Origin of the sequence: Bacillus sp. MM09(2025) (genome assembly GCF_050496725.1) — a bacterium.
Classification (GTDB): domain Bacteria; phylum Bacillota; class Bacilli; order Bacillales; family Bacillaceae; genus Bacillus; species Bacillus pumilus.
In genome coordinates, this window is record NZ_JBNWEN010000004.1 from 690,876 (window position 1) to 713,396 (window position 22,521).

The following is a 22,521-nucleotide window of genomic DNA, read 5'->3' on the forward strand; positions in this document are numbered from 1 at the left end:
CTCACATCACCTTCTCTGCTTGATCCATATAAGTTGTATAAATTTCTTCCATCGCACTCACCGTCTGCTCCTGTGCAAATGCATATGCTAAGGATCGCCCTGCTTTTCCCATGAGGGGCAGTTGATCCCTTTTGTGATAAAGCTGCCGCAAATATTCAGCCAAGTCATTCACATCATGCGGTTTGACTAAAAAACCATTCACGCCATGTCTGATCAGCTCACAGTGTCCTCTATTCTCAGTTGCAATGACCGGCTTTTCCGCAGACATTGCTTCAAGCAGATTCATGCCAAGCCCTTCTCTCAAACTAGTCGACACACATACATCACTCAAATGCATCCATTCTTCAATGTGTTTGCAAAAACCAGCAAAGTGGACATGCTTTTCAAGATGGAGTTCGTGAACCAGCTTTTCATACATCGGCCGCATGGCCCCTTCCCCGGCAAACACGATCTTCACATTTGGTATTTTCCTATATAGCTGGGCACATGCTTTGATGAGCATTCCTTGGTTTTTATTCGCATTTAATTCGCCAGCGCACAGCAAAATAAAATCTTCTGAAGAAAAGCCATGGACTGCACGAAGACGCTGCTTCTCTTTTTCATGAACTGGTGCAAATCGTTTCATATCCACACCCATACCAGGAACATAATAAACAGATGCCCGTTCTTTTGATAGACGATCTGCACTTTTAAAATCTTCTCCATTAATGGTGATCAAAGCGTCTGTATGGCGGGCGAGCCATCGCTCAATCGGATAATAGAGCAGCCAGTTTTGAAGCGGCGCTCCTTGCCAAAAGTGAAAGCCATGTGCTGTGTAAAGAACCTTCGTCCCTTTTTTGCGCGCGCTTTTGGCTGCAAGTCTGCCAATTACACTTCCCATTGGTGTGTGGCAATGGATGAAGTCATAGTGTTCTTTCGCTAATAGCTTCTTCAGCTCCACATACGCAAACCGGTTGTGCACATGAAAAGGAGAGCGCTGAATCGGAATCGAGTGCGCTTGATCCACATAGGGAAGCTCCAGCTGACCATTTGCCGCTGTATGCACTTCCCATCCTTGTTCCTGAAACCACCGGAAATACGGAAGGTGAAATGCCTTAAAATGATAGTCAACCGTTGCGCAAAACAAGACTTTTTTCTTCATCGACAAGCGCTTCCCCCTCTCTTGTCATTTGTTCAGACAACAAATCATGCGATTCGATGGCAACAAACAACGCTTCTCTCATTTGCTCTTCACTCATCATGTCAAATTCATGGATAAAGCGGTTCAGCACATATGGGTCTCCATCCAGCGCATGGCCGATATGAATTTTCGGGAAAATTTGTTCCTGTGCTTTTTCATGCTGGTTGAGTAGTTCCTCATACATTTTCTCCCCAGGGCGAATGCCTGTGAACGTAATCGGAATCTGGTCTGTGGTGTAACCTGAGAGATGAATGAGGTTTTCTGCGAGGTCAACAATTTTCACTGGCTCCCCCATGTCTAATACGAAAATCTGCCTTCCTTCTGCCAAGGCACCCGCCTGAATGACAAGCCTCGATGCTTCTGGAATGGTCATAAAATATCTTGTCATGGCTGGGTGTGTGACCGTGACCGGCCCGCCTTGTTCAATCTGTTTCTTAAAAATTGGTATGACGCTTCCCCTGCTTCCGAGTACATTTCCAAACCGTACCGCGACAAATTTGGTGTCACTGCTTGCCCCCATGTGCATGATCAGCATTTCAGCAAATCGTTTTGTGGCGCCCATGACATTGGCAGGATTGACCGCTTTGTCAGAGGAAATGAGGACGAATGTTTCAATGCCATGCTCATGTGCAGCTTCTGCGACATTTTTTGTCCCGATAATATTGTTTTTCACTGCTTCTTTTGGACTGATCTCCATGAGCGGGACGTGCTTATGTGCCGCGGCATGATAAATCATATCCGGCTGAAACTGACCAACGATTTCACTCATTTTCTGTTTATCTTGGATATCCGCAATTTGCGGATAGAGGCTGATGGTGTCCCCATAAATTTCTTTCAGCTCTAGTAAAATAGAATGAATGCTAAATTCTCCATGTCCCACAAGCACAATCGCTTGAGGGGCAAACACACAAATTTGACGACAGATTTCGGACCCAATCGATCCACCTGCCCCTGTGACCATGATCGTTTTCCCCTTTAAATGGACAGATAGACGGCTTGAATCTAATTGAATCGGTTCTCTACCTAGTAAATCCTCTGGCTGTACATCTCGTAATTGATTCAGCGCATGGGTTCCTTTTAGAATCTGCTCCATCTCCGGCATGATCTGCGTTTTGACCCCAGTCGCTACGCATTCCTTATACAGCCCTTTTAACGTATGGCTGCTTTTGGACGGAATGGCGATGATGATCTTTTGAATATCCATCATCACAACAGCTGTTTGAATCTGTTCTTTTCCCCCTAAAACAGGCAGTCCCATGATTTCAAGCTTATGTTTCCTCTTGTCATCATCTATGAAGGCGACTGGTTCAATATGTACATCACTCGATTGCTGAAGCTGACGAACGATGATGGTCCCAGCTGATCCGGCGCCAATGATTAAGGCCCGTTCCTTTTCTACCTGCAGCCGCTTTGCCCCATCATGAAATAGCCGGGATGCCATTCGAGATGCACCGATGAATAATACGTGAAAAAGCCACACGATGAATAAAAAACGAAAGGGCCATGTCTGCACGAAAAGGTACAGCATTGCCATTGAAAATAAAAAAGAACATGCAAAGGTCTTCATTAAAGAAAAGAGCTCTCTTACCCCTGTATAAGCCCATACTTGCTTGTACACGTGAAAAATATACGAAAACAAATGGTGCCCAATGAGTAGACTGAGCGAAGAAATGACGAGCATTTCAAATGTATAAACAGTTAACGCCGCTTCTTGGACAAATTGAAAACCAAAAAAGACAGCCACTAAGATGAGATATGAATCTAGTGCCACGATGATTGATAATCTTTGGGCGTAAGTCAACGCTCCTCCCCCTTTTTCAACATCACTATTCTTACGTAAAATGGGCATCAAACCCGTCCTCACATCCCACTATTGATGACGAGCATCTAAGGCATTGGTCATGCCCACAGCAGGGTCGAGTGCCTCCATTGTTAAAGATTAGGAGACATCACCTATCAATCTTGTTAATACATATACAGCCTTCCCTTTTTCTCTTTCTTGCCATTTAGCATAGCCCCAAGCAGTTTACCTGTTGTCCCGTCTAACACTTCTTTTGATTTCTTCACTGCAGCTATCTTGGTTTTGCCACTTAAGACAACAAGAATGCTCCCATCTGTCCGGTTCGCCAGGATCTTTGCATCGGCTACTGGCAGAAGCGGCGCAGAATCAACAATCACCATGTCATATTGCTGTTCAATTTCATAAAACAGCTGCTTCATGACAGAAGAGGAGAGCAGCTCAGCTGGATTCGGCGGAATGGTTCCGCTCGGAAGCAGCTCTAAATGCTCAATAGGTGTGGGTAAAATGGCTTCCTCCAAGCTGCAATTATTTAATAGCACATTGGTCAAGCCCGTGTGATGGCTCAGGTCAAAATATTCATGAACAGCCGGCTTTCGCAAATCAGCATCCATCAGCAGCACACGCTTTTTCTGCTGTGCAAAAACAGCTGCTAGATTTGCAGCCGTAAATGATTTCCCTTCCTTCGGCAAGGAGGATGTCACCAATATGGATTTCAGCCTTGTTTGGATTGATGTGAATTCGATGTTCGTTCGGATCGTACGGAATTGTTCTGCTATGACAGAGTGAGGATTTAATACAGAAATACAGGTTAAATCTCTCTTTTCTCTTTTCTTTCTCTTAAAGATCAATGTTCTGTCCTCCCGTTATGACGGACTGCTTGTCTTTTTTTGTCCTCCTGTCTGCCTGCATCTGATAGACGCTGCCGAGCGACGGCAATCCGATCTCTTCTCTTATTTGATGTGTTCGTTTTACAGTATCATCGAGTAGGTTCATTAAGAAAATGAGTGTTATCCCCCCTAATAAAGAGGCGCCTAGTGCCAGTACGATATGAACGAATTTTCTTGAATTCATGAGAATCGTATTGGACAGCTTGGCTTCAGACAAAACATTAATGCGATCCATATTCATGGTTTTTTTGATTTCTTCTTGCAGCACCTCTGTTGCAGTATTTGCGATGGCGACTGCCTTTGCGCGATCCTCATCTTGTACAGAAATATTAATGACCTCAGACTCATTTTCTGTACTTGTGGCAATTTTGTGTTTTAATCCTTCAGCTGATTCTGTGAGGTTGAGTGTTTCTTTTACTTTTTCAATGACGATTGGACTTTTCAATAAAACTTGAAAGGTACGTGTATATTGAAGGTTCATCTGAATATCGTTTAAGTTTGCTTGTGCGTCATTGCTGCGTTTATGAACAAGAATTTGAGTGGTTGCCTGATATACAGGAGTCGAGACATAGAACTGATAGTAGGCTGAAATGCCCGTTACGATCAGGACAATCAGGATCAGAAGGGCCATTTTCTCTTTAATGACAGAAAACAGCTGCTTAAAACCTATATTCTCATTCATAGATACCTCCCGATTTCATCATAAAAAGGTTATATATGGTTTCTTTTTGTTAATGATTGGATTATAAAAGATAATACCCGCAAAGAAAAATGTCATAATAGGTCTTATAGTTCTTTTTAAAGAACAAAATCGTTCGTTTTCTTTTGTTTACTTCCTGATTCTTACGTTTTTGAATTTTATAAAGAACAATTTATTTCTTATAATGAACGAAAAGGTCGCATTACGATTCGCCAGGGAGAAGGGAGATCATTGATCGAATGATAGGAAAGGTGATACGCATTTACCGAAAGAGGAAAGGATACTCCATTCAGCAGCTGGCTGAAGATGCCCATGTTTCTAAATCTTATTTGAGTAAGATTGAGCGTGGTGTCCACAGAAATCCATCTGTCCAGTTTTTAAAAAAGGTATCCTCTTCGCTAGAGATTGATTTACAAGAGCTATTTGACGCAGAGACGTTGATGTTTCATGAGTCTGAGAGTGGTGAACATGAATGGCGGGAGCATATCGTCAATGCCGTCCAATCCGGCATGCCAAAAGAAGAACTCTATCAGCTGCTCCAAACGTATCGAAAAGAGCAGGAAGAAAGGACGTTACATGTCACTCATAGAAGGTTGACGGATTCAAATATATCAGAGTGGAAGCGTCTGATGAGTGAAGCGAAGGCCATCGGCTTAAGCATTGAGGAAGTAAAAGCATTCCTCGCCAACATGGGAGAACGACGGGCGTAAGCCTTTCAGGAAGAGTCAAATTGCGGGGAGAGGCGTTTAACGCTTCGCTGAAAAAGAGCCTTTTATCATGAAAAGGCTCTTTTTCCTCTTATTCTGCTTTTTTTGTTCGTGCTTTTTTCGTTATATCATTGTTTTTCCAATAGGCCCAGAGAGATGTAATCCCAAGAAAGGCTAACGTGATGAATTGCTGAATACCTTCTTCATCAATAGGTATTGGGCTTTTTCCCGCAGCGGTTAGCGCACTGTTGACAAGTGCGAGCAAAAGCAGCACAAACCTTGCAATTGTACCTGCACTAATTTTTTGAACTTCCAACTGTAACCCCTCCCTTTCTTCCCCTTTACGGGCGGTACGGCTCGTTCTCTCTCATATGTATGCAAAAGCCGAAAGAATAGAAGAGCGGATCAAAAAAAGAGACATCATGCCTATATAAGGAATGATGCCTGATTTCATCTTATTTTGATGTAGAAAACATCTCTTTCGCTTCATCCAATGCCATTTTATTGCCTAGTGCTGAGTAATCGAGCCATGGCTGATCGGCAATCGGATAAACTTGGTTGTTCTTCACGGCTTTTAGACCCTTCCAAATCGGCGTCTTTTCTAATTGCTTGAATGCTTGCTGGGCTTTATCATCACGGTTCACGACAACAAAGATAGCATCTGCATTATAGTCAGGAAGAACCTCTTGAGAAATCACTTCAAATGGCCGCTTGCTGTCTAGTTTCTTCACACCATCGACAGGTGTGAGGCCTAAATCCTCATACAAAATTGGACCCATTGGGCGCTTCATACTAAATACTCGAAGCTCCTTTGCCGTCACACGGATCGCCATTACTTTTCCGTTTCCAATCTTTTGTTTGATGAGCGATTTGACTTCTTTTGCTTCTTGATTGTAATCCTGAATATATTGATCGGCTTCTTTTTCTTTATTGACGAGCTTGCCGATTTTTTTCAAATGATCGCGCCAAGTGCCGTTATTTAAATTAAACACTTCTGTTTTGGCAATTTTTTTATATTTCGATAAGTCTTGTCCAGCTAGTTCTTCATCAATGTAAATAACATCTGGTTGTAATGCAAGCAGCGACTCCATATCGGGATCGGCTGCGATGCCCAGCTTCTTCGTACCACTCAACTGCTTTTTCGCATGCGGAAGGAAATCTTTTAAATCCCCTCCTACAACAGAGCCTGCCGGCTTGATGCCGAGAGCTAATAAGTCATTCGTTAAATGAATAGACAAGGAAGCAATTTTCGGTGTTCCATGATCATTTTGAGTTGCTTTATTCTTTGTTTCCTGTTGACCACAAGCGGCAAGCAAGATAAAACAGAGTGTTAAACCAAGCACAAGTAATTTTTTCATGATGAGTTCCTCTTTCTTGTTTTATTTCGTTTTTGCTAATAAATAGAGAAAATAAGGAGCGCCGATAAAAGCCACAACGACACCCGCTGGAATGGCATTTGGGGCAAAGATGGAACGTCCGATTGTATCGGCACTGACCAAAATCAACAAGCCAATCAGCGCACTAACTGGTAAAAAATATTGATGGAGTGAGCCGACAAGCCTCCTTGCCAAATGCGGGGCGACAAGTCCAATAAAACCAATACCGCCTGTCATTGAAACACTTGCACTCGCCAAACCAACAGCTAAGGTCAGTAAAAGGAGACGCTGACGCTGGACACGTACACCTACACTTGAGGCGACAGCATCTCCTAATGTCAACGCATTGAGCGTGCTTGACTGCCTCAGCGTGAACGGCACAAGGCATACAATCCAAGGCAGAAGCGCTAACACATGAATCCAGTCTCTCCCCCAGACATTGCCGACAAGCCATCTTGAAGCAAATGTGTAAGTATCTTCATCCAGCTTCAATGACAAAAATAACGTCAAAGCACTGAATCCCGCTGCAACTGCAATTCCTACTAGAATCAGCCGGATGGGAACTAGCCCTTCCTGCCGGTCATACGCCAGAAGCACGATGACCGCTGCCGCAAGAAGCCCTCCGCCAAATGTAAAGAGCGGAATAAGAAGAGAGGGATTACCTTCTAGTGCGTGGAAATACGTCACAAACACGATTAAGCCAAATGCGGCGCCTGCATTTAGTCCAATAATCCCTGGATCAGCCAGCGGATTTCGAGATAGACTTTGCAAAATGCCTCCCGCAATACCAAGCCCAATTCCTGCTAGCATCGTTACTACGATTCGAGGCAGACGATAGTCAAACAGCACGGTTTCACTTTGAAAATCTCCAAAGCCGAATAACGTTTTGACGACCACAAGAGGATTTAGCTTCAGCGTACCGGTATTTAAGCTATAAAGCACAACAGCTACACTTAAACAAAGCAAAACGACCGTCACAACAAGAGCCCGCTGTTTCTCTCTCATGACAGGTTCCTCCCTTCTTTTCTGGCAATATACAAGAAGAAAGGAACACCGACAAGTGCCACCATCACGCCAATGGCAAGCTCTCGCGGTGGATTAACGGTGCGGCTGGCAAGGTCAGCAAAGACAAGCAGCACCGCGCCTAATATCGCTGACATCGGAATGACGAAACGATAGTTAACACCAACCAGCTTTCGTGCGATATGCGGGATGACAAGACCGACAAACCCAATGGAGCCGACTGCTGATACAGAAACCCCCGCTAATAATACAGCAGCTGCCATTCCTAGTATTCGCACTTGTCGCGTTTTCACCCCTAAATTTGCCGCCACATCTTCACCAAGCGACAGTAGCGACAGTGACCGTCCTAATAGCATCGCCCAGACGATCACTATGAGAATGACCGGAGCAAGAATTGTCAGCTGCGGCCATTTCACACCAGCCACTCCGCCTGCATACCAAAACGCAAGGTCCTGACTTAAGTCAAAATAAATCGCGATTCCAGAGCTAAGTGCATGAAGCAATGCAGCCACAACGGCCCCTGCTACAGTTAAGCGCAGTGGTGTCAAAACGCCGCCAGCCGCACCAATCGCAAAGATCAGCAGCGTACTGAGCACTGCACCAATAAAGGAAAACAACATCAGTGCCGAATAAGGGATGCCTGGGAAAAAAGCAAAACAGAGAGCGACCACGAACATCGCACCTCCATTGATGCCCAAAATCCCCGCATCGGCCAGAGGGTTTCTTGTGATCCCCTGCATGAGCGCACCCGCTACGGCAAATGCCGCTCCAACAAGAGCCGCTCCTAAAACACGTGGAAGTCTCAATTCATGGATGATCTGCTGCTCTGTGACATCTGGCTGATAGTCAAATACAGCTGTCCAAACCGTTTGCAGAGACAATGTTTTGGCACCATATGACACAGCCAAAAACATGGCAGCCGCCAAACCAATGACGGCGAGAAAAAATATCAAAAAGAACAGAATATATGATGATCGTTTTTGTTGAGGTGTTCGCTTATCCTGCAAAATCGGTGTCATCCTTTTCTTCATTAAAAGTCTGTTTGAAAATGAGAATCATAATCATCAAAATTATATCTGCCTGCCTCTCAAAAATCAATGTACGCCTTATTTTTTAATTAATGAAGGTATTCAGGTGACCGTGTCATACAGTGTCTTTGCTCGTTTGAAACGGCCTATCACTTTTTCTCATAGTTTAATAGGAAAATAGTTGACATTCCGCCTGAATATCCTCTAAAATTACAAAAGTAAGTCAAATATTATAAAAATATTACAAACAGATGTCAAACTGATAAAGAATGGCCCGTCTTGAGAGGAGATTTGAACGTTGTGTCACTAAAGGGAAAATGGAGTATCGGCCTATTTGCACTTGCGATCGTCATTGGAATCGTTGCTTTCTTTCAGAATCAACAAGCAAGTGGGACCGAGAAGAAAAATGTAAAGCAGGATACGAACTATAAAAACGTCGAGATCGTTACTCTCGTAAATGACGGGAAATTTATGAGATATGCAGTCAACTATCCTCTTTTTCATCAAAAAGAGCTAGATGACAAGATTCAAAGCTACGCCAATTCAGCTTTAGAGCATTTCAAAAAGACGTTTAGTGAAGCCAAGGACGTCGATGAAAACAAACGCTTTGAACTGAATATTGATTATGATATGGTGCATTATGCGAAGCAGTCTGCTGCGATTCGCTTTACGACTTATACCTATACAGGTCAGCAAAATGGGACCACCAATCATCTCACGATCAACTATGATTTTCAGAAAAAAACCTTTCTTGACACAAAAGATTTATTTCTGCCTAAAACCAACTTTTTGAAGAAATTATCCTACATTACATATTCGGAGCTTCAAAAGGACAAAACGTTATCTAAGGATCAGACGCTCCTTCAGAAAGGAACTGCCCCTACTGCTCAAAACTTCAGTCAATTTGCCTTGAAAGAGAAATATGTAGAATTTTATTTCCCAGCATCTCAAGTAGCCGGCGAAGATCTTGGTCCGCAAACACTCGCAATTAAAAAGACGTTGCTAAAAGATATATTGAAGCCAGAATATATGAATAAAACCAAGAATCAAAATGAAATGAAAGAACCAAATCCGAAAAGAAAAGCCGTCAAGCTGCCGCAAAAATCAAAGCTTGATCCAAATAAAAAAGCCATTGCCCTTACATTTGATGATGGTCCGAACCCAGCGACCACCTCAAAGATTTTAGAAGCACTGAAGGAAAATAAAGGACATGCGACCTTTTTCGTATTAGGCAGCAGGGTGCAGTATTATCCTAGTATGCTTGCCGATATTCTAAAAGGCGGGAATGAAATCGGAAACCATTCTTACAGTCATCCTTTATTAACAAGACTGCCTTTAAAGGAGGCGGTAAAACAAGTGAAGGACACTCAGAAGCTGATTGAGAAAGCGAGCGGGTATTTACCTACGCACTTTAGACCGCCATATGGTGGAACAAATCAAGACATCAATCAAGCGGTTGGGATGAAGGTCTCTTTATGGGATGTTGATCCTGAGGATTGGAAAATTCGCAACAGCCAGCAGATCACAAACCACGTTCTCTCACATGCAGCAGATGGCAGAACGGTGTTGATGCACGATATTTATGACAGCTCAGCTCAAGCAGCAGTGAAGATCATTCATGAACTCACCAAACAAGGCTATCAGCTCGTCACGGTCAGTGAACTTGATCAATTAAAAAAAGAACGGAATGAACAAGCCCCTGTGCAATAACACAGGGGTGTTCTTTATGACTCCAAAGATTTCTTTTGTTTCAATAATGCTTGAAATGTCTCCTCCAGCTCCTGAGACGGCTCAATACTTAACCGGCTGAGCACTTCAGACAGCTGTAAATCAATTAACAGCAGCTCCTCTTCTCTTTGGGTAACAGCTGGTTTGTCGTCTTTTTGTTTATACGCTTCATATGTCCCATCAAATGCTTCAATACGCTTTTCATGAACATGAAAAATGCGAGTCGCCACCTTCTCAACCAGTCTGCGATCATGGGAAACGAACACAACAGTACCAGGGTAATCCTTTAATAGACCTTCAAGCGCTTCAACTGCCGCCAGATCTAGAAAGTTCGTCGGTTCATCCAGCATGAGGACATTGGCATCGCTGACAAGCAAGGACGCCAGCATGGTCTTCACCCGTTCTCCCCCGCTTAATACCCCAACAGGTTTATGCACGTCATCTCCTCGAAATCCAAGTCTCGCTAAAACCGTTCGTACTACTGTCTCATCTTGAACTGCCTCTTTCAGCGCATTTTGTAAAATCGATTCATCTACCTTTAATCCTGAAAGATCCTGACGAAAATAGCCGAGCTTGACAGCTTCTGAGCGAGAAACTCCGGGATGTCCATTCACCAGCATTCGGAGAAATGTCGTTTTTCCGCTCCCATTCTTGCCAATGATGGCGACCTTGTCCCCGCCTCTCACTTCCACATTCGCCTGTTTCCAAAGCAATTGATCGCCCGCCTTGCCATCTACATTTTTCACTCGCAAAATGGTACGGCTCGCTACTTCTTTCATTGAATGCTGCGTCATTTGAATGGGCTGAATGTCTTTTACTTTCTCAACCTTTTCTAATTTCTCCATTCTTGTTTCAATCGATTTGGCTGTTTTTTGCAGTTTTTTTTGCTTATTTGCATAGTAGGGCTTTGCAATTTTTGGTCCTGATGATTTCAGCTTTTGGGATGGCTTTGTCGCTTTGTCGGCTTTTTTCTTTTTCTTTTCCAGCGCATGCTCTAACTGTTTTTTCTTTTGGGTATAAGCTTCGTACGCTTCCACCTGTTGACGATGCGCTAACTCTTTTTGCTGTGCAAATTGCGTGTAGTTGCCTTTGTATTGATTGAGCCGTCCATGATCCAGCTCCCAAATCTCCGTACATACCGCATCTAAAAAAGCACGATCATGTGAAACGACAATAAGGGCTCCTTGATAATTGTTCAACTTCTCTTCCAGCCACTCAATGTGCTCTGTATCTAAATGAGTCGTTGGTTCATCTGCTAATAAAAGGGCAGAAGGACGGTTTAACGCTCTTTCAATATAAGACTGGGTCATCTCACCACCACTCTGTGTGCCATCCGCTTGTTTTAACTGAGGAAGCAGTGTCCAGGTCGTTGTGGCAGCAAACGTGCCACTGTCTGGTTTCTCTTGCCCCGTGAGCACGTGTAATAATGTCGTTTTCCCGCTTCCATTTGCCCCGACAAGTCCAATGCGGTCACTTTGATGGATGGTAAGTTCCTCAATATCAAATAACAATCGATCTTTTCGAAACACTTTTAACTGATTGGCCTTTACTAACATCCAACCCTCTCCTTTCGTATCAGGAGACATGAAAAAGCCTCCCATTCTCAGAATAGGAGGCAAAATGGTGTACAAAAATAAGCGGATCAATTTCGGATGACGTGCCGTTCCTATCTGAACACACACATCCCCCGTATCAATCTCCTCATTCTTTGATTCCCAAGCTGTACCATCCTATTCCGAAGCTAAAAAATGAAAACGCAGCAAACATGGCAAACCAATCGTTTGCTCACTGCCTTCGTTTTTTCATTTTGCTTACAGGTCATAGGATTAGTACTTCATTGCATTGGGTCACCCTTCCGTCGTTTGTTACGTTTACAATAAAAGATTGGTTATTTTTTGTCAAGCTGATATGGCATAAGTGAGTCCATTAATTTCAGCGTAAATGGATGGACCGCATCAAGCAGTTCATCCTTTTTGCATTCTTCCACTATGCTTCCTTCATGTAAAAATAGGAGACGATCACATAAATACACTGCCGCTTCTATATCATGAGTAATCATAATGATGGTCATGTCTAGCTCTTGTTTTAATGTCTCGAGCAGCTCCAATATTTGCACCTGAACAGAGACATCTAGTGAGCTCAGGACTTCGTCTAGTATGAGAATGGATGGATGCGTTGATATGGCTCGCGCGATGCACACTCGCTGGAGCTGACCGCCGCTTAGCTGATGAGCATACTGATTTAGTAAAGAAGAGGGTAGTCTGACTTGTTCAAGCAACAATAAAATCTTCTGATCCACATTTTTTTCCTGCTTTAACAATCGCATAGGCTCAGCAACGATCTCTTTCACCGTAAAGGAAGGGTGAACTGAAGAGCGATAATCCTGAAAGACAACACTCATTTTCCCTCGATTCACCTTCCGCCATGTGTCAGCTGACTTCCCCTCAATCTGCACCTTGCCGCCATCTATTTTTTCTAAACCGAGCAGGATTCGTGCCAATGTACTTTTACCGCTGCCGCTTTCACCGACCAACCCGGCACATTGTCCTTTTTCGATTTGAAACGAGACGTTTGATATGCGTGGTTTTGACCGCATTTGCCGAGAAAAGAAACCTTTCTTCTCTCCATATTTAATGAGGCTATCAGCTGTGATCAGCATGGAAATGCCCTCGCTCTCTGCTGCTGCCGCAGCGTTTCAAGGGACGCAGATAATCGGCGTCTCGTCTCAAGTAAATGCTTCGTTTGGGGATGCTCAGGCGCTGTGAATACCTTCTCAGCTGGGCGATGCTCAAGCATCTCCCCTTGATGCATCACCAACACCTCGTCAGCGATCGCCTGAACGACGCCTAAATCATGCGAAATGATGATCAAGGCCGCGCCTGTTTCTTCTTTCAGCCTCTGTAATTGCATGATGACTTCACGCCGATTATATGCATCAAGCGACGCAGTTGGCTCATCGGCAATAATCACATCAGGAGAAAGCATCATCGTGATCGCAATCATCACTCGCTGAAGCATACCGCCAGATAATTCATAAGGATATTGCTTCAACAATTCTTTTGGATTTTTTAAATGAACTCGCTCCAGCCCCGCGATGGCAAGTGCTTTCCCCTCTTTTCCGTGTAAGCCCAAATGCCGCTGGAACGTTTCCAACATTTGATGACCAATGGTTTCGATGGGATTGAACGCATTCATCGCATCCTGTGAGATGAAGCCAATTCGCTTGCCTCGCCACTGCTCAGCTGCCTGTGTTGTCAATGTTTCGCCGTCAAATAGGATCGCTCCCTTCACTTCTAGCGAGGGTGGAATCAAGCCAATTAACGCTGTTGCGACGGTTGATTTTCCGCTTCCACTTTCTCCAATTACGGCTAAACAGCGTTGCTGCTGTAGGGAGAACGTCATGTTCGCCACGATACTCTTTTGTTGAACTGGATCATGTACGGACAGGTTTTTTACGTCGATGAAAGGCAAATGGTCTCGCTCCCTTCTTATTGTGATGATACATCGCAGGGGTCGTAGCCTGCTGCAGGCTGTCTCCTAAAAAATTCAGCGCCATGACCACAAATAAGATGGCGAGTCCAGGCGCAAGCATATGGGCTGGATGGGTCACCATGACATTTTTCGCTTCGTTGAGCATCATCCCCCATTCCGGGGTAGGTGCGCTCACACCTAATCCAAGAAAAGACAGAGCAGATATATTTAAAATGACCCAGCCCGCATCAAGTGTCGCAAAGACAGCAATTTCTCCTGAAATGCGCGGAAATAAATGCTTCCTCAGGATGTAAAATGGGGCGCCGCCAGACACTTTTGCAAACTGAACAGATGGTTCATTCGCATATTGCAGAACGGACGAACGAATCATCCTTGTATACCAAGCCCATTTCGCTAGGACATTTGCCAAAATAATATTGAACAGTCCAGGCCCCAGTATCCCGACAACCGCTAGAATCATCACTTCTGCCGGGAAGGAGAGCATGACATCACACAGTCTCATCAACAAGCCGTCCACTTTTCCTCGAAAGAAGCCTGCCATGAGTCCAAGTGTGCTGCCAATGAGCATCGTTATGCACATCGTCAGTATCGCCGCAAGCATTGTGGTGCGAATCCCATATAAAAGTCGTGACAATACGCACCTCCCGAGCTGATCCGTTCCTAGCGGATAAGTCAGGCTGATGCCGGCATATTTTTGAAGAATGTTCGTTTCTGTTGGATCATGTGGTGCGAACACTGGTGCCAGCAGCCCTGCTAAAGCGACAAGTACTAACAGCCAGATAGAAAGAACAGCCATACGGTCTTTTTTTAATTGTTGCCAACCTATCACCCGTCTCACGCCTCCTTTCGCAGCTGAGGGTTCATGGTCATTTGCACAACATCAGCGATGAGGTTGCACACAACAAAAAGGAACCCCATCACAAATAAATAGGCTTGTATAATGGGAAAATCAGCGTGAAAAATAGCTGTTACACACAACCGGCCAACCCCTGGCCAAGCAAAAAGATTTTCAATAATAACCGTGCCTGCTATAAGCTTTGGAATAGACATACCAAGTGCTGTCACCGCTAATTGAAGCGCATGTCTCATCACTTTCAATTGAACAGCTCGTTCCTTTAATCCGCGAGCTCTCGCATAAAAAACAAAGGGCTCGTGCTGAAATTTCAGGATCTGATTGCGGATCAGTCTCACATAGGTGGATAAATAGCCAAGTGATAGTGTGACAGCTGGGAGAAGAATCGATTTGAACCCTTCCATACCACTCGTATTAACCCAATTGAATTTGACAGAAAAAAGCCAAATAAACAAAATCCCTAACCAAAAACTAGGCATTGAAGCAGCGATAAACACAAAGGCTCGCAGTACTCGGTCCACCCAGGTATGCGCAGCATATGCACAGACCACTCCGAATAACAAACTCAGCACAATGATGAAAAAGAGCGCTGCTCCTGCAAGCTGCAATGTGGCAGGCAGCGCCTCCATAATAAGATCAAAAACCGGCTCCTGTGTAACATAGCTCCTGCCAAAATCACCTGTTAAACTAGCTTTAAGCCATGTAGCATATCGTATAAGAAATGGCTGATCTAAGCCTAGCTCCTGCCGCATCGATTCAATCATGTCTTCTGTTGGAGTGACTTGATTCACCCGCAAAGCGACTTCAGCTGGATCACTTGCCCGCATCGTCAGCAGGACAAAGGCAAAGAAGGTGATGAACATCATAAGCGGGATAAGCAGCAATATTCGTTTTAAGAGATAGCGTGTCATGTCTCCGCCCCCTCTTTATGACGAAAAATACATACGGTCAAAGGGAATTTCATACTGTGACACATGAAAACCAATACCTTTCAGGCGCTTATTATAAACGGCCTTTGTCACAGAATAAGAGATTGGGATGTAGACATTTTCATCATGAATATACGTCAAGATGTCTCGATACATTTGTTTCCGCTTTTGCTCATCTGGTTCTACCAATACTTTCGTAATCGTCTCATCCAGCCACTTTTTCTTCTTCAACCCTAATTGGGCTTGGTAATCAGCATGCGATGCTACGCGGAACGAAGAAACATAGGTTTGAGGATCATAAGGAAGTCCCCACGACAGTGAGTACATCAGGTCGAATTTCCCTGTTTTTTGGCGATCTAAAAATGCCTGTTTTTCTTCTCCTCTAATATCCAGCTTGACTCCAACCTGCTTGAAATCTTGTTGAATCGATTCACTTATCGTTCTTTCGCCTGCATTATCGGAATTATAGTAAATGGCGACACTCAGCCTTTTGCCATTTTGATAGCGGTAGCCGTCTTCTTTCAGCTTCCAGCCTGCCTCATCCAGTAATGCTTCTGCTTTCTCTTTTTGATAGGTTTTCCTTTTCAGCGGGATATCTGCGTAAGGGACTGACGGGGCAAGCAGCGTATGTGCCACCTGTTCCGTTCCATTTAAAATGCCTTTTGTAATCATTTCTTTTTGAATGGCATATTGAAACGCTTCTCTGACTTTCGGATCTTTTGTCATTGGCTGGTTTGAATTGATGACGATCGACCTTGAACCAACAGGTGGACTCACGGTCACACCGTATTGACCTGCTTCCTTTAAAGCCTGAAACGAGTCTCCGTCGATCATGTCACCATCTGCTCCAAATAAGAGATCTATTTCTCCTTTTTGCAGGGCAAGTAAAATCGTTTGATGATCCGGCATGACTTTCCATTTCACTGTCGAAATGTTTGGCTTTTTCCCCCAGTACTGATCATTCGCTTTAAAAACGGCATATTGATTTTTTTTATGTTCCTTTAGCACATAAGGACCTGTGCCTGCATAGCTTTGTACTCCTTTTGCAGTCGTTCCATCAATGAAGCTTTTTGGAGAAATAAAACGGAAGGGACGTGTTAAGCCCAGTTCTTCTAATGTAGGATAATACGGCTCTTTTAACGTGAGAACAAATGTATCATCATCCACTGCCTTTGTGGATTTGATTTCGGATACGAGATTAAGCCAAGCATTCTTTTCAATATTTTTAACGACAGCATCCACGTTCATTTTCACTGCCTTTGCATTAAAAGGCTCGCCATCTGAAAAAGTTACGCCTTTTCGAAGGTGAAAGGTGTAGGTCCTTCCATCCTTTGAAATGTCCCAGCTTTTTGCTAAGGCAGGCTGAACACCTTTCTCTGTATTGACGACAAGTGATTCAAACGCCATATTTTGAGCGGCCATCTCTCCGCCATATAAATGAGGATTGATATCCCTTATATCTTTTGTACTTGCATACACCAGCTCATCTTCTTCTCTGTCATTCATGCTGGAAGATGCTTTATTTTCAGAGCATGAGGCTAATAAAAAACAAGCCATGACTGAAAACAGCATCAAGGTGTATGTCACATAGGATTGCTTTTTCTTTATGTAAACAGGCTGATCACTCATATGTACGTCCCCCAAATTTTATATTATCGTAATCATTACGATTATTAATCGAAATGATTACGAATTGAATAATAGCATACAGAACTGGGGAATACAATCACTTTTTTCATCAAAAAAACAGACTCATGATTGAGTCTGTTAGATTGTTGACAAAGGGCTAAAATGATCTTGATTTTAGCCCTTTGTCTTCTTTTCAGCGTGATAGAAAACCTTTGAAGTCTAGGAAGGACGAGCACTGGCGCGGAGCGAATTTGACATTCGTGAGCACCAGCGCGCAGGACTGACACCAAATGCGAAGGTTTGCCTACACGCTGACAGACTCATGATTGAGTCTGTTTCGTCTTCATCCATTGATCAATCGACCGCAATGCTTTATCGGTTCCACCTGCTGTTTGGAAGCTTTCTTCAATTTTTTCGATTCCAGCACGGTACGTGTTACTTTCCAGAACAGATTCCACGGTTTCTCTTAGCTGCTTTGCTGTCAGTTGATCTTTATCAAGTGCACGGGCAGCAGATAGCTCGGTCAGTCTTTGTGCGACCATCGGCTGATCTTTGTCGACCGGAATGACGACCATCGGAACGTGATAATGAATGCCTTCATTGACACTGTTCATTCCGCCATGCGTCACAAACACATCTGTCAGCTCAAGCACTTCAAGCTGCGGCACATAAGGCTCGATCAGAAAATGAGATGGTGCTTCTTTCAAGAGAGATCGATCTACTTTTTCACCTGTTGCAAGCACCACTTTTCCATCAAAATCGGCAAAGGCATCAATACACATATTAAAAAATGCTTCTGTATCCCCAAGAACGGTGCCCATCGAAATAAAGACGACTTTTTCTTGCTCAAGTGCTTCCAGCGGGAAATCATGCTGATCTGCCCTTTTTAGAAAGCTCGGTCCAATGAAAACAAATGAGTCGTTTACTGCATCAACAGACGGCTGAAAATATTCACTTGTATACACGATATTCAGTTCTCCGCGATTTTTCATAAATTGCATCAAACGCGTTGGCTGAACGCCAAAGCGCTCTTGTATGCTTTCTAACAGATGATCGGCTTTCTCATCCTTTCTGTATAGTGGTGTATCAAAATGCGCCTCTTGCAGCACAAAAGATGGGTTTGAACCGATCCCTGGAATTTGTAAGTAATCTCGAACAAGCTCTCCTGCCCCAAACATATCAAAATAGACAAAATCAAATGAATGCTGCTGAGAAAGTGTTTCCACCACCTCTAAAATATCAAATGATGTTTGCAACATGGCATGAAAGAACGGCTGCATGGAATCGAGATTTCCTTCATCCACATGTAATGTCCGAATATAGTCTGGATGTTTATGTACGTGAGCGCCTAAGCGTTTGATTCGTTCTTCATAATGTACAGTTGTGACCGCATGCACTTCATCTCCACGATCCGCCCAAGCTTTGATGATCCCTAACATAGGATTCACATGCCCTTCAGCAGGAAATGTAATCAATAAAATCTTCGCCACAAGAAACCCCTCCTCATTGTCAATTCTCTTCCATGTTAATCATATACAGTCAGCATGCTCAACAAATACGCCTGTAAAGGGAAGAAATGAGTCTTATGGCTAGTAATTTAAGAGGTTAACAGAAAAAATAACAAAGCACGCAGTTATGTGCTTTGTTATTTTTTAAGTAGTATTTCTTTAAATTCTGCAGACTGCCTTTCCATAGTAATAGGATTGCATAGATAAATTCATATCCATTGATTTAATAGTAAAGAACCTGTTCTTGTTTTACTGCTTTATTTTTCTTTGATACTACACTATATTGTGATACCAAGGTCTTTATTAACTTTAAAGGTTCTGAGACATCTATTGTCATAGAACCTTTAACTTAATACTTTAGGATTTATTCAAAGCACGCTGAATACACATTTCCTATATTGAAAAATTCAAGCAGTGCTCTTTTTGCTTCAGGGCTAGCTTTTTTCGCGGCTTTATTTACTGCTATTTTTACTGCGTTCCGCTTACTCTTTCCAGACTGTCTGGCGGCTTTATAAGCTGGAATTAATGTTTTAACAAATTTTGTTGCGCCCCCTGCAGCTTTTATGGCTGACTTAACTTTTGCGATTTTTGCTATCGGTATAACATTGGTTATAATGGCTGTTCCAACCGCAGATATACACCCCACTACACCCAAAGTTACAATTTCACTATGTCGTTGAACAGGGATATTTGAGTTCTCTTGCAACCATTTAACGACCGCTCCATCTCCTTCCGCAATAACGCTGTCAGGTAAAGCTTCAATCGCCAATAAAACTTCTAGCAACTCTTGATACTCTTCATCCACCTCTGAATTAGGACTAATTGCTGTTGAATTTGCTGTGAAAATCGTTGAAAATAACAGAAAAAGAGCTGTTATTAAGCATATAGCGCCCTTCTTTCGAAAAACAACTTGCATCCAATATACCCCTTTCTTGTTTATTTTTGCATACGCGGTAAAAATATCATATTATACTAACTGTTTCAATTTATAGATTCATATTGGAGGGATATTTTGTGAAAGTTTTAGAGAAATACAGTTATTTAATCATCATTCTTTGCTTATTAGCAATGGTAGTGACAAACTTCACCGTAGATGACAATACAATAAAAAATAGTGTATCAATTATAGGATTTATCATTGTTCTTCTTACAATTATATCTGTGGCTATTTACAAGAAGAATCAAAAAAGGTAGGTATGCCCGCTTTATTCTTCAGTAGATGGAGACAACTGCGAGTATGGATTGAATTAATTTTCTATTGAAAAACAAGCAATAAACCCCTCTCTTAAAGTAAAAAGGGGTTTATTTTTATTATAATCGAGTTGATTCTGCTGACTCTACTATTCCAGTATCTACTCGATTTAACACCTTGATAACTCGTAGATAACAGCAGCCCATTCCTTCTAATTTTCCCAATAAAAATTCACTCTTTAGTGACCAGTAATGAAAAAAAAACCTTTTAGGGTGCTTTGTAACCGCAAGTGTTCTATCAATTCCCTAAGTGTATTCGCGTTTTGCACTTTCATTCTCTTTCTGCTCAAATATCATTAGCAATGATCAACATGATCATTTTTCACTTACTTACCCTATCCTTATTGGAAGTGAACGATAAATTACGATTGAACACAAAAACCCCCTCTCCATCTGAAGAGGGGGTTTTAAAGGACCTTTATCAATCTTAGACAAGGTCAAGTACGCGCTCGGAGGGATTCGAACCCCCGGCAGACGTGGTACCGGAAACCACCGCTCTATCCAACTGAGCTACGAGCGCACGATATGTTTTTGAACGTCAGCATATCAAATTATAAGGGAAATGCTGCAAGAAAGCAATGATATTCTGATGACTTCAAAGAAGAAGCCTGCACCGAAAAGATGCAGACATGTCGACTTATGCACTTTTAACAGATGCAATAATTTTTCGTTCCATGTTTTCATTTACTTCATCCACTGTTTTGACAAGACAAATGATTCCATCAATAAATGGCCAAATGAACAATGTCAACCATCCTAGTAGAAGCATGGTCACTGCATAGCCTTTCTTTTCATCAAGATAAAAACGATGAACGGCAATCGCTCCAAGGAACCACCACAAAATAAATACAACTAATTTCGACTTTTTTTTGGCTTGAAGTTCAGTTGATACAACAATACGCTGTTGATCAGTCAAGCTACTTTTCTCCAAAAGATTATCCACTCTTTTTCCTTCTTTCTGACTATATATAATAATAACATAGGTAATATTACCTCGTAACAGAAAGTTTTACCATATTTTTTTAAAACTTTTCCATGGTTTAAGAAAATGAATTTTTGGGAAAAATAACATGTGGCTGTCGAATTTTTTGATTGCGTTTTGTTTGACCTTTATTGACCAAAAATGTATCATTGAATTACATACTTACCTAAAAGGTGAAGGAGGAACATTATGAATTTAATACCTACAGTCATTGAGCAAACAAATCGTGGGGAAAGAGCTTACGACATTTATTCTCGTCTTTTAAAAGACCGTATTATCATGCTTGGTTCTGCGATTGATGACAATGTTGCCAACTCCATCGTGTCACAGCTGCTTTTCTTAGAAGCTGAAGATCCAGAAAAAGATATTTCTATCTACATTAACAGCCCTGGCGGTTCAATTACAGCTGGTATGGCCATTTACGATACGATGCAATTTATTAAACCAAAGGTATCAACCATTTGTATTGGTATGGCTGCATCTATGGGTGCGTTCCTGCTTGCTGCTGGTGAAAAAGGTAAGCGTTATGCCCTTCCAAACAGTGAAGTCATGATTCACCAACCACTAGGTGGTGCCCAAGGTCAAGCAACAGAAATTGAAATTGCGGCAAAACGAATCCTTTCTTTACGTGATAAACTGAACCAAGTACTTGCTGAACGTACTGGTCAGCCAATTGAAGTCATTGAGCGCGATACAGATCGTGACAACTTCAAAACAGCGGAAGAAGCACTTCAATACGGACTCATTGACAAAGTCTTGACCCGTAACTCAGAAGAACAAAAATAATATGACAAAACAAACCGTCTGCTCCTTGAACAGACGGTTTTTTGTGTTGAAAACACGCTTTACGACAGCTCCGTCCATTTCTGCTGAAGAGTTGGTGTTCGATAAGAAGACATCTGCGTGATTAATTCCTCCGGTTCGCTGGAGGCATGTAACAATTGGAGATGTGATTCATTCGAAAAACCTTCCTGTATACTAAACTTCACCATGTCTATGAGCGGATTGAAATAGTCATTCACTTGATATAAGCCGATTGGCTTTTGGTGAATACCAATTTGTGCCCAGCATAGCACCTCAAATAATTCTTCATATGTACCAAAGCCGCCTGGCATCGCAATAAATCCATCAGCCAGCTCACTCATTTTCGCTTTTCGTTCATGCATTCCTGTTACTTCGATTAATTCTGTCAGCTCTTGATGCACAACTTCTCCTCTAAAAAGCCCTTTAGGCATAACCCCAATGACTTGCCCGCCATGTCTTAAGACCTCATCTGCAATGGCACCCATCAATCCAATTCGTGAACCGCCATATACAAGACGGATGTCTTGCTCTGCCATATAAGTTCCCAGCTCTACAGCCTTTTCTTTGTAGACGTCCTTCACGCCTGGATTCGAACCAGCAAACACACAAATCGTTTTCATCAAAACAGCTCCATCTCTCTCTA

At 42.8% G+C, this 22,521-nt stretch carries 21 protein-coding genes and 1 tRNA gene; 3 read left to right on the forward strand and 19 right to left on the reverse strand.

Annotated features, from left to right (window positions below; genetic code table 11):
* Position 1: 1 nt before the first annotated feature.
* From ACQYAC_RS09960 to ACQYAC_RS09975, 4 genes are all read right to left on the reverse strand, one after another.
* Positions 2 to 1,141, reverse strand: coding sequence for a glycosyltransferase family 4 protein (locus tag ACQYAC_RS09960; protein ID WP_268497534.1), 1,140 nt, complete (start codon positions 1,139 to 1,141; stop codon positions 2 to 4).
* Positions 1,107 to 2,981: a polysaccharide biosynthesis protein gene (locus tag ACQYAC_RS09965; RefSeq protein ID WP_061409691.1), complete on the reverse strand. Its 1,875-nt coding sequence runs from the start codon at positions 2,979 to 2,981 to the stop codon at positions 1,107 to 1,109. The genes ACQYAC_RS09960 and ACQYAC_RS09965 overlap by 35 nt, the downstream gene beginning before the upstream one ends.
* A 164-nt stretch (positions 2,982 to 3,145) precedes the next feature.
* A complete protein-coding gene (locus ACQYAC_RS09970) occupies positions 3,146 to 3,829 on the reverse strand; it encodes a CpsD/CapB family tyrosine-protein kinase (RefSeq protein WP_169055742.1) in 684 nt (227 codons plus the stop codon).
* Positions 3,819 to 4,550, reverse strand: coding sequence for a YveK family protein (locus tag ACQYAC_RS09975; RefSeq protein WP_429943214.1), 732 nt, complete (start codon positions 4,548 to 4,550; stop codon positions 3,819 to 3,821). Before ACQYAC_RS09975 ends, ACQYAC_RS09970 begins: the two co-directional genes overlap by 11 nt.
* Positions 4,551 to 4,807: 257 nt before the next feature.
* On the opposite strand from ACQYAC_RS09975, the gene slrR reads away from it, so the two are divergent.
* Positions 4,808 to 5,278 (forward strand): HTH-type transcriptional regulator SlrR, encoded by a 471-nt coding sequence (gene slrR, locus ACQYAC_RS09980; RefSeq protein WP_058013639.1) that lies wholly within the window; start codon positions 4,808 to 4,810, stop codon positions 5,276 to 5,278.
* An 88-nt stretch (positions 5,279 to 5,366) separates the two neighbouring features.
* On the opposite strand, the gene ACQYAC_RS09985 is transcribed toward slrR, so the two are convergent.
* The 4 genes from ACQYAC_RS09985 to ACQYAC_RS10000 all read right to left on the reverse strand — a co-directional run bounded on the left by ACQYAC_RS09985 (position 5,367) and on the right by ACQYAC_RS10000 (position 8,681).
* Positions 5,367 to 5,591: a phage holin gene (locus tag ACQYAC_RS09985; RefSeq protein WP_058013638.1), complete on the reverse strand. Its 225-nt coding sequence runs from the start codon at positions 5,589 to 5,591 to the stop codon at positions 5,367 to 5,369.
* A gap of 139 nt (positions 5,592 to 5,730) precedes the next feature.
* Positions 5,731 to 6,636: an iron-hydroxamate ABC transporter substrate-binding protein gene (locus ACQYAC_RS09990; protein WP_429943950.1), complete on the reverse strand. Its 906-nt coding sequence runs from the start codon at positions 6,634 to 6,636 to the stop codon at positions 5,731 to 5,733.
* 18 nt (positions 6,637 to 6,654) lie between these two features.
* Positions 6,655 to 7,656, reverse strand: coding sequence for a FecCD family ABC transporter permease (locus ACQYAC_RS09995; protein WP_429943215.1), 1,002 nt, complete (start codon positions 7,654 to 7,656; stop codon positions 6,655 to 6,657).
* Entirely contained in the window at positions 7,653 to 8,681 is a 1,029-nt protein-coding gene (locus tag ACQYAC_RS10000) for a FecCD family ABC transporter permease (RefSeq protein WP_199800820.1), read from the reverse strand. The genes ACQYAC_RS09995 and ACQYAC_RS10000 overlap by 4 nt, the downstream gene beginning before the upstream one ends.
* A 321-nt stretch (positions 8,682 to 9,002) precedes the next feature.
* Between ACQYAC_RS10000 and ACQYAC_RS10005 the strand changes: the two genes are divergently transcribed.
* Positions 9,003 to 10,412, forward strand: coding sequence for a polysaccharide deacetylase family protein (locus ACQYAC_RS10005; protein ID WP_429943216.1), 1,410 nt, complete (start codon positions 9,003 to 9,005; stop codon positions 10,410 to 10,412).
* 14 nt (positions 10,413 to 10,426) lie between these two features.
* Here the strand turns inward: ACQYAC_RS10005 and abc-f are convergent, their stop codons facing one another.
* The 10 genes from abc-f to ACQYAC_RS10055 form a co-directional block, all read right to left on the reverse strand.
* Positions 10,427 to 11,986: a ribosomal protection-like ABC-F family protein gene (gene abc-f, locus ACQYAC_RS10010; RefSeq protein ID WP_429943951.1), complete on the reverse strand. Its 1,560-nt coding sequence runs from the start codon at positions 11,984 to 11,986 to the stop codon at positions 10,427 to 10,429.
* A gap of 332 nt (positions 11,987 to 12,318) precedes the next feature.
* On the reverse strand, positions 12,319 to 13,089 hold the full coding sequence (locus tag ACQYAC_RS10015) for an ABC transporter ATP-binding protein (protein ID WP_429943217.1): 771 nt from the start codon (positions 13,087 to 13,089) through the stop codon (positions 12,319 to 12,321).
* Positions 13,083 to 13,901: an ABC transporter ATP-binding protein gene (locus tag ACQYAC_RS10020; protein WP_429943218.1), complete on the reverse strand. Its 819-nt coding sequence runs from the start codon at positions 13,899 to 13,901 to the stop codon at positions 13,083 to 13,085. The genes ACQYAC_RS10015 and ACQYAC_RS10020 overlap by 7 nt, the downstream gene beginning before the upstream one ends.
* Positions 13,864 to 14,751: a nickel/cobalt ABC transporter permease gene (opp1C, locus tag ACQYAC_RS10025; RefSeq protein WP_429943219.1), complete on the reverse strand. Its 888-nt coding sequence runs from the start codon at positions 14,749 to 14,751 to the stop codon at positions 13,864 to 13,866. The genes ACQYAC_RS10020 and opp1C overlap by 38 nt, the downstream gene beginning before the upstream one ends.
* Before the next feature lie 5 nt (positions 14,752 to 14,756).
* The gene (gene opp1B / locus ACQYAC_RS10030) at positions 14,757 to 15,686 is read right to left on the reverse strand and encodes a nickel/cobalt ABC transporter permease (RefSeq protein ID WP_058013630.1); all 930 of its coding nucleotides are present in this window, start codon (positions 15,684 to 15,686) and stop codon (positions 14,757 to 14,759) included.
* Between the two features lie 15 nt (positions 15,687 to 15,701).
* Positions 15,702 to 17,333, reverse strand: a complete 1,632-nt coding sequence (gene nikA, locus ACQYAC_RS10035; RefSeq protein ID WP_429943220.1) for a nickel ABC transporter substrate-binding protein — start codon at positions 17,331 to 17,333, stop codon at positions 15,702 to 15,704.
* Positions 17,334 to 17,653: 320 nt separating this feature from the next.
* Positions 17,654 to 18,823: a macrolide family glycosyltransferase gene (locus tag ACQYAC_RS10040; protein ID WP_429943221.1), complete on the reverse strand. Its 1,170-nt coding sequence runs from the start codon at positions 18,821 to 18,823 to the stop codon at positions 17,654 to 17,656.
* Positions 18,824 to 19,205: 382 nt separating this feature from the next.
* A complete protein-coding gene (locus ACQYAC_RS10045; protein ID WP_429943222.1) occupies positions 19,206 to 19,757 on the reverse strand; it encodes a hypothetical protein in 552 nt (183 codons plus the stop codon).
* 779 nt (positions 19,758 to 20,536) lie between these two features.
* A tRNA-Arg gene (locus tag ACQYAC_RS10050) sits at positions 20,537 to 20,612 on the reverse strand.
* 117 nt (positions 20,613 to 20,729) lie between these two features.
* Complete coding sequence (locus ACQYAC_RS10055) at positions 20,730 to 21,035, reverse strand: TM2 domain-containing protein (protein WP_050944247.1); 306 nt, start codon at positions 21,033 to 21,035, stop codon at positions 20,730 to 20,732.
* 228 nt (positions 21,036 to 21,263) lie between these two features.
* Here ACQYAC_RS10055 and clpP point away from each other — a divergent pair, with 228 nt between their 5' ends.
* Positions 21,264 to 21,860: an ATP-dependent Clp endopeptidase proteolytic subunit ClpP gene (clpP, locus tag ACQYAC_RS10060; protein ID WP_024719872.1), complete on the forward strand. Its 597-nt coding sequence runs from the start codon at positions 21,264 to 21,266 to the stop codon at positions 21,858 to 21,860.
* Between the two features lie 59 nt (positions 21,861 to 21,919).
* Here the strand turns inward: clpP and ACQYAC_RS10065 are convergent, their stop codons facing one another.
* Entirely contained in the window at positions 21,920 to 22,498 is a 579-nt protein-coding gene (locus ACQYAC_RS10065; protein ID WP_058013625.1) for a TIGR00730 family Rossman fold protein, read from the reverse strand.
* Between the last annotated feature and the right edge of the window lie 23 nt (positions 22,499 to 22,521).